13 protein-coding genes and 1 pseudogene are annotated in these 12,910 nt (G+C 55.9%); 7 read left to right on the top strand and 7 right to left on the bottom strand.

Annotated elements, in window-relative coordinates:
• The 3 genes from ACA048_RS12845 to ACA048_RS12835 form a co-directional block, all read right to left on the bottom strand.
• A complete protein-coding gene (locus ACA048_RS12845; RefSeq protein WP_497629443.1) occupies positions 1-966 on the bottom strand; it encodes a tripartite tricarboxylate transporter substrate binding protein in 966 nt (321 codons plus the stop codon).
• A gap of 122 nt (positions 967-1,088) precedes the next feature.
• Entirely contained in the window at positions 1,089-2,141 is a 1,053-nt protein-coding gene (locus tag ACA048_RS12840; RefSeq protein ID WP_497629442.1) for a sterol desaturase family protein, read from the bottom strand.
• Positions 2,142-2,204: 63 nt separating this feature from the next.
• Complete coding sequence (locus ACA048_RS12835) at positions 2,205-3,536, bottom strand: aminotransferase-like domain-containing protein (RefSeq protein ID WP_497629441.1); 1,332 nt, start codon at positions 3,534-3,536, stop codon at positions 2,205-2,207.
• Between the two features lie 87 nt (positions 3,537-3,623).
• On the opposite strand from ACA048_RS12835, the gene ACA048_RS12830 reads away from it, so the two are divergent.
• Together ACA048_RS12830 and ACA048_RS12825 are read left to right on the top strand one after the other, a co-directional pair.
• Positions 3,624-4,520 carry a DMT family transporter gene (locus ACA048_RS12830; protein ID WP_497629440.1) on the top strand — a complete coding sequence of 299 codons (897 nt, stop codon included), beginning with the start codon at positions 3,624-3,626 and terminating at the stop codon, positions 4,518-4,520.
• Between the two features lie 90 nt (positions 4,521-4,610).
• A pseudogene (locus tag ACA048_RS12825) lies at positions 4,611-4,987 on the top strand (LysE family translocator); the annotation flags it as partial.
• Positions 4,988-5,277: 290 nt separating this feature from the next.
• On the opposite strand, the gene ACA048_RS12820 reads toward ACA048_RS12825, so the two are convergent.
• Entirely contained in the window at positions 5,278-6,636 is a 1,359-nt protein-coding gene (locus ACA048_RS12820) for an SNIPE associated domain-containing protein (RefSeq protein ID WP_497629439.1), read from the bottom strand.
• Positions 6,637-6,943: 307 nt separating this feature from the next.
• Entirely contained in the window at positions 6,944-7,627 is a 684-nt protein-coding gene (locus ACA048_RS12815) for a hypothetical protein (protein WP_497629438.1), read from the bottom strand.
• Positions 7,628-7,760: 133 nt separating this feature from the next.
• On the opposite strand from ACA048_RS12815, the gene ACA048_RS12810 reads away from it, so the two are divergent.
• The 3 genes from ACA048_RS12810 to ACA048_RS12800 all read left to right on the top strand — a co-directional run bounded on the left by ACA048_RS12810 (position 7,761) and on the right by ACA048_RS12800 (position 10,438).
• Positions 7,761-8,936: a PAS domain-containing sensor histidine kinase gene (locus ACA048_RS12810; RefSeq protein ID WP_497629437.1), complete on the top strand. Its 1,176-nt coding sequence runs from the start codon at positions 7,761-7,763 to the stop codon at positions 8,934-8,936.
• A gap of 87 nt (positions 8,937-9,023) precedes the next feature.
• A complete protein-coding gene (locus ACA048_RS12805; protein WP_497629436.1) occupies positions 9,024-9,806 on the top strand; it encodes a hypothetical protein in 783 nt (260 codons plus the stop codon).
• The gene (locus ACA048_RS12800; RefSeq protein ID WP_497629435.1) at positions 9,779-10,438 is read left to right on the top strand and encodes a hypothetical protein; all 660 of its coding nucleotides are present in this window, start codon (positions 9,779-9,781) and stop codon (positions 10,436-10,438) included. Before ACA048_RS12805 ends, ACA048_RS12800 begins: the two co-directional genes overlap by 28 nt.
• A gap of 31 nt (positions 10,439-10,469) precedes the next feature.
• Here ACA048_RS12800 and ACA048_RS12795 read toward each other — a convergent pair whose 3' ends face one another.
• Positions 10,470-10,811 (bottom strand): hypothetical protein, encoded by a 342-nt coding sequence (locus tag ACA048_RS12795; protein WP_497629434.1) that lies wholly within the window; start codon positions 10,809-10,811, stop codon positions 10,470-10,472.
• Positions 10,812-10,988: 177 nt separating this feature from the next.
• On the opposite strand from ACA048_RS12795, the gene ACA048_RS12790 reads away from it, so the two are divergent.
• Positions 10,989-11,225 carry a hypothetical protein gene (locus ACA048_RS12790; RefSeq protein ID WP_497629433.1) on the top strand — a complete coding sequence of 79 codons (237 nt, stop codon included), beginning with the start codon at positions 10,989-10,991 and terminating at the stop codon, positions 11,223-11,225.
• Positions 11,226-11,404: 179 nt separating this feature from the next.
• Here the strand turns inward: ACA048_RS12790 and ACA048_RS12785 are convergent, their stop codons facing one another.
• Entirely contained in the window at positions 11,405-11,995 is a 591-nt protein-coding gene (locus ACA048_RS12785) for a TetR/AcrR family transcriptional regulator (RefSeq protein WP_497629432.1), read from the bottom strand.
• Between the two features lie 195 nt (positions 11,996-12,190).
• Between ACA048_RS12785 and ACA048_RS12780 the strand changes: the two genes are divergently transcribed.
• Positions 12,191-12,904, top strand: coding sequence for an SDR family oxidoreductase (locus ACA048_RS12780; RefSeq protein ID WP_497629431.1), 714 nt, complete (start codon positions 12,191-12,193; stop codon positions 12,902-12,904).
• Positions 12,905-12,910: the final 6 nt, after the last annotated feature.

Raw genomic sequence — 12,910 nt, 5'->3', positions numbered from 1 at the left:
TCACAGCAGCCCGACGTTGACAAGCATCGCTCGCAACCGCACGTGTTCTTCGTCGACAAACTTGCCGAATGCGTCGCCGGTCAACACGCTCGGCGACCACGCGTTGGTTTTAATGTTGTCTTGCCAGGATTGGCTGTTGGTGGCAGCGACGACGGCGTCGGTCAGCTCTTTGCGCTGCTCAGGGCTCAGACCCGCGGCACCGTACACACCGCGCCAATTGCCAATGATCACGTCGTACCCTTTTTCTTTTAGGGTCGGAGCATCGATACCGGCAACACGCTCCGGCGCGCCGATGGCGAGAACGCGGAACTGACCGTTCTTGATGTATTGACCCAATTCGGCATAACCGCCAGTGATCACTTTGAGTTGGCCGCCGAGTGCCTGAGCAACCACTTCGCCGCCACCGCCGAAGGCAACGTAATTCACCTTATTGACCGGGATATCCATCTTTCCGGCCAGTTCGGCGATACCGATGTGATCGACCGAGCCCTTGGAGCCGCCGCCCCATGTGATGCTGGTCGGCTTGGCTTTGAAGGCTGCCAACAAGTCTTCCAGGGTTTTGAACTCGGACTCCTTGCGCACGGCAATCACGTTGTATTCGGTAAACAGCCGGGCAATCGGTGTCACGTCCTTCAAGGTGATTTGCGGTTTGTTCTGTTCGATGCCCGAGACCATGATCGCGCCCACCACCAGCAACGCACCCCCATCCCCTTTGGTGCTGTTGGCAAACTGTGCCAGGCCCAGCGTACCGCCTGCGCCACCCTTGTTTTCGAAGGTGACGGCCTTGGCAACTTTGGCCTCGATCATGGCTTTGCCCAGATCCCGTGCGGTCTGGTCATATCCGCCACCGACAGAACCAGGGGCCATGAACTTGACGGTATCCAGCGCCAGGGCGGGTGTTGCGAGTGCGGCAGCGGTGATAGCCACGGCCGCGGCGAAATTGAAACGACGGAACAAAGCGAACATGAGTGGTCTCCTGATCTTGTTTTTGTAGGTGCCGGTTGAATCTCGCTCAGGAGCAATCCCTGCTCACTGAACATGCTTCTGTGAACAAGCGTAGGTCATGGATTCGTTTGGGGGGTGTCCTGTTACCGAAGAGGCACGTCCTTCGACCCGTCAACCACCTCGGGGGCAAGGGTCTGCGCGGGTTTCGTCAGGCGGATTTTGCGGGCGATGTCCACAAAAGGCGTCACGATCAGGCTGTACACCGTCAGGTAACGCTGATGATCCGCGTCGCCGGTGCCAAAGCGGATCGCCTCGGGTTTGGAAGTGGTGACGTAGAGCGTGCCGAACATCCAGTCCCAGAGCGACAGATTGATACCGAAGTTCTTGTTGATGTGTTTCGGCGCGTCGCTGTGATGAATCTGGTGCTGGGCCGGGCTGTTCAGCACATGTTCGACCACGGGTCCAAACGACAGCCAGACATGGGTATGGCGCAGGTTGGCGGCAAAACCGTTGAGGATCAACACCATCCAGGTCACGCCAAACAGGGTGTAACGGCTGATTTCGCCGCCACAGGCGTACCAGAAGACACCGGCGTAGACACCGATGCACAGCGTATTCGTGAGTTTTTCGACAATTTTCTCCACAAAGTGCAGCCGGCTTGCGGTCGCCGGGACCAGCACCGGTGCCGAATGGTGGACCTTGTGAAAATCCCAAAGCCAGCGGGTATGGAAGGCGCGGTGGCCCCAATAGTTGGCGAAATCCTTGACCAGAAACACGCCGAACCCATACAGCAGCGACAACGCGAGGTGTTCCTCGACTTGAATGCGCGCGCCCCACAGGTTGGTGAAAAAGCCCACGTAGTCGGCGGAGCGCAGGATGTGCGGGTCCACCAGAGCGACGATGGGCAGTACCAGCATGACTTTCAGAATGGCGCGGACGAAGTAGTAGCGGTAATCCAGTAATGCCGACTGATGCAGGTAAACCTGCTTGCCGCCGATGAACTGCCAGAAGGTCTGTGCGTTCGTCAGCCCGCGAGATTTCCTGAATCGAAACAGCCCATAGGCAACGCTGTAGGAGGACGCCAGAAACAAAAGGCCGAAGCGCCCATTCAAATCAAAAATGCCAAGAAGCTGATGGGTAACTGGTGTTATCACCCATCGGGACAGGCAGTCATAGACAAACGAAAATACATCCACGACCGGCTGGCCTCCAAAAAAGTGAGGGAATTGTAGTTCAGTCGGCCAAAGGCGCTAATTTTTTTACCTATGTGCCTCCACTACCCACCTCACTTTCACCAGCGCTTGTCGAAGCGCGTCCAGGTCCACCGAACCCAGCGCCAACCGCAGGGCGTGCGGAACATGAACTGAAACCGCAAAAGGCTCGGCGGTGGATACCGAGACCTGTTCACGCATCAAGGCCACGGCGATCTGGTCTGCCCGTGCGTCCTCCGACAGGGGCAACCACAGAAAGTACGACGACGGGTGGCGGATAACGTGAAGGCCGCCCAGCACCTCATCGGCCAGTTTCTGTCGGGCTTGTGCGTCTTCGCGCTTTTGCGCTTCGAGGCGGGTGACAGTGCCGTCATCGAGCCAGGCGCAGGCGATGGCCGTCATGACGCCCGGTGTGTTCCAGGTGGTCGCCCTGATCGTGCGCTCCAGTGCAGCCACCCTTTGCGCCGGTGCCGCGATGAAACCCACGCGCAGACCGGTGGCGACGTTCTTGGAAAAGCCGGACACGTAGACGGTCCGTTCCGGGGCCAGCTCAGCAATGGGCGGCGGCGCTTCTTCGGCGAGAAACGCATAGGCCCCGTCCTCAATGATGTGCAGGTCATGCTTGCGCGCAATCGCCACCAGGTGTTCGCGTTGATCGGCGGCCATCACCCAGCCCATCGGGTTATGCAGGGTCGGCATGGTGTAGACGGCACGCACTGTTCGGCTGCGGCACAGTTTTTCCAGCGCCTCCAGATCCGGCCCCTGCGCTGTGACGGGGATGGGCACGATTTCAAGGTGCAGTGATTCCGCCAATACCTTGAAACCCGAATAGGTGAGTGCGTCGGCCGCGATCACGTCACCGGGTCGCAGCAGCGCCATCAGCGTCACTGCCAGACCATGCTGGGCGCCACTGACAATCAATACCTGCTCAGCCTGAACCGTCAGACCACGGCTACTCAAATGTCGGGCGATGGAGGCGCGCTCATGCGCACGCCCGGCATGGGGCTGATAGCGCAAGTGTGATTCCAGGTCGCCGGACAACGCGAGTTGGCGCAAGGCATTGCGCAACAGATCACCTTGCCCCGGCAGCGAGGGATAGTTGAAGTTGAGGTCGATAACCCCTGCCGCGACGTCTGGCTGATCAATGCCATGACTGGGCGGTAACGAGGTCTCGCGGACAAACGTCCCGCGCCCGGTTTCACCACTGACCAGGCCCATGGCTTCCAGCTCGGCATAGACCCGGCTGGCCGTGACCAGCGCCAGGCCCTCGCTGACGGCCAACTGGCGGTGCGTCGGCAAGCGTGTGCCGGGCAGCAATCGCCCCGAGTGAATATCAGCAGCAAAAGTGTCCACCAGCGACTTGTAGCGAGAGCGTGGCATCGTGGGATGTATCCATGACAATTTTTTGATTGTTCTCAATCTTGGCTCATAGGATGCGATTCACACAACCCGACACGGAGACGCTCGATGGAAAGGACCTCAACGCTGAAAAGCCCGACGCTGGACAAGCACGCAAGCGGGCTGATCAACGGCTTCATCGGCGTGCTGATCTTCAGCGGCTCGCTGCCCGCCACCCGCGTGGCCGTGCTCGAACTCGACCCTGTGTTTTTGACTGTCGCCCGCGCCACTATCGCCGGCGTGCTGGCGCTGTGCATGCTGTGGCTGTTCAAGCAACAGCGCCCGTCGCGCAGTCAGTTGTTGCCTTTGGTTATCGTGGCAATGGGCGTGGTGATCGGCTTTCCGCTGCTGACGGCGCTGGCGTTGCAATACGTGACGTCGGCGCATTCCATCGTCTTCGTCGGCCTGCTGCCGCTCGCCACCGCCGCCTTCGGCGTGTTGCGTGGTGGAGAGCGCCCACAGCCGGCGTTCTGGTTTTTTTCGGTGCTGGGGAGTTTGCTGGTGATTGGCTTCGCCGTCTCTCAGGGGCTGAGCGCTTCTCCCGTCGGTGACGTCCTGATGCTATTGGCGATTCTGGCGTGTGGCCTGGGGTATGCCGAAGGCGCAAAACTCTCCAGAACACTGGGCGGCTGGCAGGTGATTTGCTGGGCGTTGGTGTTGTCGCTACCGCTGATGGCAGCGCTGACGTTGTGGCGGATGCCCGTTTCGCTTTCCGGTATCAGCATGCCGGCTTGGCTAAGCCTCGCGTACGTGTCGCTGTTCAGCATGCTGATCGGTTTTGTGTTCTGGTATCGCGGGTTGGCGCAGGGCGGGATTGCGGCGGTGGGACAGCTTCAGTTGTTACAGCCGTTTTTTGGGTTGGCACTGGCGGCGACGCTGCTGCACGAACAGGTCAGCATTGGCATGCTCGGGGTCACTGTCGCCGTGATTTTCTGCGTCGCGGGCGCGAGAAAATTCGCCAAATGAAAGTGTGCTGCGGCTTGCGTTCATGGCTATACCGGGCAAGCCACACGCTGCCCATGATAAAAATAGCGCTCTCGTTTGCGCAGACTCGCCATGGACCCCGCCACCCTCACCCTTTTCCTGCCGGCCTGCTTTGCCCTGAACATGGCGCCTGGCCCGAATAATCTGCTGTCGGTCAGCAACTCGACGCGTTACGCCTATCGCACCTCCTGCGTGGCCGGGATCGGTCGATCGGTCGGTTGCTGGCGTTTGCCGGCATGATCGCCCTCGCCTCCGCCGGATTGGCGGTGGTGCTGCACACCTCCGAAATGCTGTTCTACGGGATCAAGATTCTCGGCGCGGCCTATCTGTTTTACCTCGCCTGGCAATTGTGGCGCGCTGATCCTGGCGCCGAACGCGTTGACACCCGTGCACCAATCGGTGTGCTGGCATTGGCGCGGCAGGAGTTTCTGGTGGCAGCCGGCAACCCTGACGACGGGCAATCTAAATTCCGCTGACAGTCCGAAATCGGCCCAGGCTGTGTGAAAACGTGTGCAGCACTCCGTCCGGTTAAAAAACAACCTAAAAATTACGCTTCTAGGTGTAGCCGGGTTGGTTTTGGGTAGCCAAGCCTTTTCAAAATGTACGTAGCAGCGCTCTTCGTATTGGCTTCGGAATTTTCTCAAAGCTGGGCCAATAGCAGACGTTCCTGCCTATATGTCTTGAGTTAGACAAGCCTCTAGCAAACCGAGGCCAATTAACAGGCATCCATTCGGTAATATTAGCTTTGTGCCACAACACGTTCTGAATACTGAATTGCGGCCTTAGGCAAGGCCATTCGCAGGCTTTCGCGATACTGTTCGGCCGGTGCTTCGTAAGTAACCTCGACAACAGCATCGTAGTTTTCTCGAATGACCGACTCGATCTCAGCAATGTCCGCACGGAAGAACTCCTTGCGTCCGTTGACCTTGTTTAGGCGACCTACGGCGAAGCGTTCGTGCAGCTTCGCTTCCAATGCGGGGGCGTTATTCGAGCAAACCATCGCATGCACGTCAAACCAAAACGGCACCGATGCATCACCCAGCTCATCGACACGATCCATGGGCTCCAAGCGGCGGGTCATACCGATCTTGTAAATACCCTCCCCGAACGCCCCAACGTTGGAGATCACATATACATAGCCGGCTTTGGCGTTCTGTTCGCGATAGTCAATGAGCTTCTCTTCGCTCTCCAGCTCGGCTCGGCCCGCTTCAACTTCAGCCAGCTTCGTTAAAAGGGCAGCCCGCTCGTCTTCAGATTCTGCTTTTTCCAGGCGAGCCTGGATGTCACGCAACGCGGTCGTGAAGTGTTTGCGCTCCTTGGCGATCTTCTCCCGGGCTGCGCGGATCTCCTGCTCAAGCTTCTGTTGTTCCCGCAACTCTTCTCTAGCACGCTTGGCTTCGTCCTTTTCCTCTTGCTTCTTGATCTGAAACTCGTGGGCAAGGTGCAACTCATCGAGCTTCAGGCTCAGGAACCTGCGCGATATCTCCACGTTCATAATTTTGCCAAGGCGGTTGCAGGCTTCGAATGATTTGAGAATTCGTTTCTCACCCAGCTCGACGTTGCTGAACTTCACGTTATCGACACAGTAATCGGCTTCATTATTAAACGATCGAATCACCAGTTTGATCATGTCGTTTACGAGCTTGCGCCCTTGCGCCTTACTATCGTTGACAGTCCAGTCCATGTTCCCGGTCGCGGCCTCCCCGTTCTTGATCATCGCTTTTTGGCGGTCGCGGACACTGTCCAGCTGGGACTTGTATTCATGACTGCTGATCAACTTGAACTTGGGCTCGTAGAGCGCAAAGCTTTCCAGAAGTAACGTTTCCTCCCAAACCAGTATCTGTCCTTGTAAATCAGAGGAGCGTTGAGCGAGTGCTGCCACCTCTCGCTGAGCGCATTGCGTTTCCTGGCGGACAGCATCAAGCTTCCCTTTTTCTTGCTCGATCAGCCTCTGGACTTCCAAAACGTCCATGGCGCCGATCTTCTCAGTGAGCACTTGCAGCTCTGCATAGCGCGCCTGAAGGTCCGTAAGCTGGGTGTTCAGGTCATCAGCGCGTTGCCGGTGCGCTGGGCCGTTCCAATAGTCACTAAAAGACATAGGGTCCTTCCTCTTTACTGAATCGAATGGTTGTTCAGTTCTAAACCTCCTAGATAGCGTAATCCAGCCGCAACAACAGCTGGCAATCGTCTACGGCCAATTACAATAACCCGGTGGGTGCTGGATCTTGTGATTCAGCGATCGTTATGTGGACAACGGATCACACGCCAGATCATCCTCTACGGATGACAGCTTAGGGTCGAAAGTGCCCATTCTGCGGCCGAGAATCAAGCTGGACACTAGGGAAGGTCTGAAGTACCCACCGATTTTTGATGCCCTCGCTGCCTGAGGAGCCAAAGAGCCGTTTTCAGCCGCCCAGGTAGAGGAACGCCGCAACATAAATGCAAAGGCTTGCAAAAAAAGAAGGCAGGATTTTCCTTGTTTTGACGACCGCGATGAAGGTACCCACAAGCAAGAACAGCTTCAGTGCATCCAGTATTTGAAACTGCTCTATCAATGTTAGCGCATCCATTTTATTGAACGCGGTATCGTAAATGATGACCCCCAACATGGCTTGCGCGCTGTAGCTGATAAATCGATAAAATGCCCCCTGTGTTTGAGTCAATGCCGTGCTGTTTTTGAAGGCAAAGGGAAGGGCACGAAATTTGTAATGGAGTGCAGCGCGGGTGAGCAGGTGCGCAGCAGCCGTCACGAACGTGAAAAGCCTGAGTGTATTTTCGAAGCACGACGAATCCAATCGGCGATGAAATAATGTCGTTTTGTTGAGAGTGCAGGATGCGTCGGTTTTACTGTGCTGGCGAACGGCAGCTTTGGGTTGCTGCCACTTGCCAGACTCAGCAATCGGCCGATTCTGTTGAAAAAGTCGGCCAATGTTTCCACGACAGAAAAGTACGCGCTTGAGATTGAAATCTTTACTTTGAGCAGAGGATTCCGGGTTCGGATTTCGCGTAGCGGCGCGCAGAAAAGGCGTTTTCAGCGGGCAGTATGCGGGCAGTCTGGAAGAACCGACTTTTTCAACAGAATCGGCCATAAACGGTCATTCACAGCTGGTGAAACCCCCGAATGTCGAGGCTAATCTCTGCGAAAGGGGTAAATTTCTGGGTCGTTGCGCGAGTGCTGTCTATAATTTTTTAGATATCGACCCCATTGGTCAGTGAATACAAATGCCCACTGATGACGACTCGCTACCCGATTCTGAAATTCTCTTCGACGAAGCTGATTGTGGCTTACTGCTTACCGCAGAAAATGGCCAGATCGCACAGGTCAACCTCACCTTCTGCCGCTGGATTGGCTACCGCAGAACGGAACTGCTCGGTCGTAACATCCAAGACCTGATGAGTCTTGAAGGGAGGACGTTTCACAGGACGTACTGGACACCCCTTATGCAAATCCAGGGCGTGATCGCTGATGTTAAGTTCGATCTCGTTCACTACAACGGACATTCAATTCCGATGATGCTCAGCGCGATCCGTTGTGAGAGTTCTGCTGGCATATTTCATGAAATGACGCTGTTCAAGGCCGAAGATCGGCAACGGTACGAGCGCGAGCTGCTCAATGCCCGAATGCTCGCCGAAAGACATTTGGCAAAACACCTTAAAGATCAACGGGTAATGGATATTACCCAAGACAAGCTGCGAATCACTTACGCCGCGGCTGAAGACAGAGCCCTGTTCGCCGAGCAGCTTATCGGGATTGTCAGTCACGACCTGCGCAACCCATTGTCGGCGATAAAAATGGCGGCCGAACTGCTGGGCCGCAGGGAGATGGATGCTAAACAAGCACAAGTACTTGGCCACATCACCCACTCGGCAGAGCGCGCACAACGTCTGGTGGCCGATCTATTGGATTTCACCTTGACGCAAGTCGGCCGAGGTATCGCAGTCCTGCCCAAACCAATCGATCTACACGAACTGGTCGCCGACTGCCTAGACGAGTTGGGTCTGGCTTTCCCCGGGCATGAGTTGATCCACCTGCGTTATGGGCAAGGTGACTTTACTGCCGACAATGACCGGTTGTATCAGCTCATCGGCAACTTGGTTGCCAATGCAGTAGCCTACGGTGCTGCCGATAGCGAAGTCACCGTTTCTTCGAGCTTCGAAGATCAAGCTGTCATTATTACAGTGCACAACCTTGGCACACCCATACCACTGGAGTTGCTCAAGGACCTGTTCGAACCGATGATCCGTGGCAGTCATGATAATGCTGAACTTAGAAGTGTCGGGCTGGGCCTGTTCATTGTTCGTGAAATCGCAAGGGCGCACTACGGCGAAGTGGCTGTAACGTCTACTCTAACGAGCGGAACGAAATTTACTGCAACCTTTCCTCGCACCTTAAATTAGGTTGGATTGCCCCTCACTCAGCCCCATCGCCCCTCCACTACAAGCCGACGATAACCTGGCTGACTGGCCTCTGTGGGCCCAGGCTGTGTGAAAACGCATGCACCGTTTTTTGGCGCCGCGTGCCAAAAAAACCGCTGGTGGCGTTCTATTTTTAATTTTCATGGTTCTTTGGATCATGACCGGCTTGCGCAGCCCTATCGGATGGGGATTAGGGTATTTCGACGTCGATTTCTTGAGCGTAATGGCATTGATCCAGGTGCTGACCGCGATCACTGCAGGATCTTTTTTATTTTTCTCCGCGTTTCGAAGTCCAAACGAGATGCACCTGTAGAGATACCAAGTCCGTTGGTTTCGAACGCTCCCTTCAGCCCGTTAAGCAGTGACACTTTCGGAAAGTATTTGCACATCACTGGCAAGGGCTGGACAGCCAGTGGTTTTCATAGTCCCGTTGCGCAAGAGAAGCCACCTCTGCCCGCTGCTGAGCCGATAGTTAGGCCGCAACCGCAAGAGCCTGGCTTCTATATCGTGGCCAAAAGCACGACAGGCGATCAGTTGAAAACCTCGCTGTTTACCTCGCAAAACCCTGCAGTGATGAGCAAGTTTCTGTCTTTTAATCCCAACTTGAATGACGTTAAAGCGGGCACGATGATCGTGCTCAGCGAGCCCAATAACCTGCAATGCACCCGCGAAGAAGCGCTGTTGATGGAAGCAGCGGCCAAGACACATAACGCGCTCAAACCGCTTAGCCCGGACGAGGCCGATTTCATGGTTCGCCACCATGACGAAATCGAAACTTTTTTGTCTGCGGGTTCAACGGGGGGGGTATCGGCATTGGTGAGGCGATGTTTTCGAAGAATCTGGATAACGTAAAGACCGTTTTGAATGACCTCGAAGCACTGCACAAACGCACTTTTCTAGCCGATGGACATCTACGCTCGCCAGAGTTTTTTGCTAAACGTAAACGCCTGCTCGCACAACTCAACACCAACCTGACCGCGTTGACTCGCAAAGGAATTGGCTTCCCTGATCATCCGAATTTGAAAAACGCGTTGGGGATCTCCAGCCGAAGCCTTGTTCACCGCTGGACCAAGGCCGGTGCCGTCGAGCAAATTCCCGGATACGCCACGCACATCGAGGGTGTGTCCAAGGCCGCAAAAACCGTTAAATATGGCGATTGGATTGGTACGGCAATCGGCGGTGGTAGTTCGTATTCTAAAATTCAAGACGTTTGCGCAGCGGGTAGTACCGAGGCTTGCAAAAAAATCAAATTTACCGAGACGGGAAGCTTCGCCGGTGGTGTCGCGGGTGGAGCCACGGCAGGTGCATTTTTGACAGGTTCTACGGTCGCCGGGTTATGTATTGAATTGGGGGTGCCAACTGGTGGTTTAGCTACTTTGACTTGCGGTGTTGTGGCCGTTGGAATTGGATCGTTTGCCGGAGGTTCACTTGGCGGAATGGGAGGAGAAATCATCGGCGATGTCATCTACGAGAGTGTGAAATGACTACCGCGATCAAGCGGGTGCGACGGTCCTTTCAGATGCAATCCTGTGCGGCGCGTTCAAAAGCCGAAGGCAAGAAGTTCGAGGCCAGCAAATGGCGCTCGTAGATGAACACCTTGCCACCCTTCCCGGCCTTGTAGGCTTCCAGCACGTTGTCCGTCGATACCTTACTAGGCACCACGATTCGGTAGCTGCGCGAGGTTTGCGAGACAGTCGGGTTTAACGCACTGCCCTGCAATTTCGGCACGACGCAGTCGGCGTATTGAGCAGGGGTCTTGCTGGTATGCAAGGTCAGGGTCGGCGCATTCGGCGCGGAGGCACATCCGGCGAGCAACAAAGAGGCAAACGCCATGGAAGGCACAAATAAGTGGCGCATCAGTGTCATCCTGAAAATAAAAGGTTCGATTCATCAATGGAGGCGATTTTCCGACTATTGTCGATAAAGCAGAAACTGCGTTTCGTAATGGTCACTATTACGTCTAGCAATAGTTGCGCCCCGTGCAGACAGATACACACTCAATCACAACCAGAATAGATTGATGAGGATCTCTCCTTGAGAACTTTTGACTTGATCCGCGACGCCGTTTTGCCCGATTTCCGTGACCGGGTGGCCGAGTACCTGGTCGAGTACGAAACCGTACTGTTATGCGAAAACACGCCCGACTCGGAGCTTGCGCGGGCCACCGCCAATCAGTTGCGCGGCTATTTGCGCGGGTTGAATACCACGCGAGTGCTGGGCATGGCGGATTGGGAAGAACTGGATCGGCGGGTGGTGAATACGTGGCTTTAGCGCCCCGACAATGAAAGGCTAGCTCTCCCGTGCAGTGCCGCAGCATCCGGCTCGCCAACGCCCTTTTCTTGCGAACTGTACGCGCCCAATGAGCATGAGCATAAAGCCCCTAAGCCCCTTCATCGATAGGGTGAGCCGAATAATGCAGTCCGGCGCGTTTTTATCGCATGTCTTTCCAATCAGACCGGTTTGCCGAGCGCGGCGTCGATCATGTGACGCACGCCCCGCAGTGCCTGGGCCGACACCTCCGGTCTGGCCTTCGCCGTGGCACGCGCAACCGAGAGGCCGCCAACCATTGCTGCAACGATGCCCATGGCGGTCGCAAGCGCGTCGACACCTGGGTTGTTGGCCGCAACCCTGCGCTCGAACGCCCGCACCAGCACCAGGTAGCCCTCGGTAAACGTTGAGCTGATCGCCACATCCTGACGGCCAATTTCACTGGCTGACGCAGCCATTGCACAGTGGTCGGCGTAATCGTCACGCTTGTCGACAGACAAATATTCGGAGAGAAAGCGTTCCAGGTCCGGTTCGCCATCCACCGTACCCGAATAGAGCTTGGCATTGCTCTGCTCCAGGCTCCACGCCAGCGCCTCGGCCGCCAGCGCTTCCTTGGATGGGAAGTGTGCGTACAGCGCGCCATGCGTCAAGCCAGCCGACTTGCTGATTTCGGCAACGCCCACGCCATCGATCCCTTTCTGCCGAAACAGGCGGCTCGCCGTCTCAACCAATGCGGCGCGATTGGCCTCTGCCTTTTCTTTCGAGATTTTCATGATAAGGCTCCTTTGCGTGAATTTTTGCACATTATAGTTGCACTCACAATCATTCAAAAGCCTATACCCAAAAGCATTTTCATTATTTCTAATTGAGCATTGACTTTAATAATTGTGAACACCACTATTGATTCAATGATTGCGAGCGCAATCTTAAAGCGGCACGAGTCACTCATCCCCTCAGAGCACATAACAATGAAAATCGAGAATTCCGTTGCATTTGTTACCGGCGCCAACCGTGGTCTCGGTCTTTCCTTCGCCAAAGAACTCGTGGCACGCGGCGCGCGAAAGGTCTACGCCGGAGTGCGCAATCCCGAGGGCGTCAACATTCCAGGCGTGATCGCCATTCGCCTGGACGTCAGCGACCCGGTATCGGTTGCCGCCGCAGTGGCGCAGGCTGGCGACGTGACGCTGCTGGTCAACAATGCGGGCATCGCGCGCTTGCTGCCCTCCATGCTTGACCCTGGCCTGGTGGAAGCTGCCCGCGAAATCTTCGAAACCAATTACTACGGTGTCATGCACGTCAGCCTGGCTTTCGCACCTGTACTTAAAGCCAACGGCGGTGGAGCGATCATCAACGTACTGTCGGATGCGACTTGGGTTGCCGTGCCTTTCTTGTCCGCCTACGCGGCATCGAAAGCGGCAGCGTGGAGCTTCACCAACTCGCTGCGCATCGAACTCCATGGCCAGGGCACCAGCGTGCAAGGCCTGCATGTAGGCTTCATCGACACCGACCTGACCCATGGTTTTGACGTGCCGAAAGTCCAGCCATCCGAAGTCGTGATCCAGTCACTGGACGGGGTGGAAGCAGGCCTGGAAGAAGTGCTCGCAGACAAAGGTACCCGCGCCATAAAAGCCAGTTTGTCTACTGAACAAGCGGCCTACTTGAAACCCGAAACAGTCGCATAAGGGGCA

Source organism: Pseudomonas sp. LBUM1659 (genome assembly GCF_059716045.1).
Note: the sequence above shows the minus strand (reverse complement) of the source record. Positions and strands in the feature narration are given on the sequence as shown.

Bases quoted from the DNA above. Each gene is read 5' to 3' on its own strand.
- ACA048_RS12845 (WP_497629443.1), bottom strand. From the start codon at position 966: ATGTTCGCTTTGTTCCGTCGTTTCAATTTCGCCGCGGCCGTGGCTATC.
- ACA048_RS12835 (WP_497629441.1), bottom strand. From the start codon at position 3,536: ATGCCACGCTCTCGCTACAAGTCGCTGGTGGACACTTTTGCTGCTGAT.
- ACA048_RS12830 (WP_497629440.1), top strand. From the start codon at position 3,624: ATGGAAAGGACCTCAACGCTGAAAAGCCCGACGCTGGACAAGCACGCA.
- ACA048_RS12820 (WP_497629439.1), bottom strand. From the start codon at position 6,636: ATGTCTTTTAGTGACTATTGGAACGGCCCAGCGCACCGGCAACGCGCT.
- ACA048_RS12815 (WP_497629438.1), bottom strand. From the start codon at position 7,627: ATGGCCGATTCTGTTGAAAAAGTCGGTTCTTCCAGACTGCCCGCATAC.
- ACA048_RS12810 (WP_497629437.1), top strand. From the start codon at position 7,761: ATGCCCACTGATGACGACTCGCTACCCGATTCTGAAATTCTCTTCGAC.
- ACA048_RS12800 (WP_497629435.1), top strand. From the start codon at position 9,779: ATGTTTTCGAAGAATCTGGATAACGTAAAGACCGTTTTGAATGACCTC.
- ACA048_RS12795 (WP_497629434.1), bottom strand. From the start codon at position 10,811: ATGCGCCACTTATTTGTGCCTTCCATGGCGTTTGCCTCTTTGTTGCTC.
- ACA048_RS12785 (WP_497629432.1), bottom strand. From the start codon at position 11,995: ATGAAAATCTCGAAAGAAAAGGCAGAGGCCAATCGCGCCGCATTGGTT.
- ACA048_RS12780 (WP_497629431.1), top strand. From the start codon at position 12,191: ATGAAAATCGAGAATTCCGTTGCATTTGTTACCGGCGCCAACCGTGGT.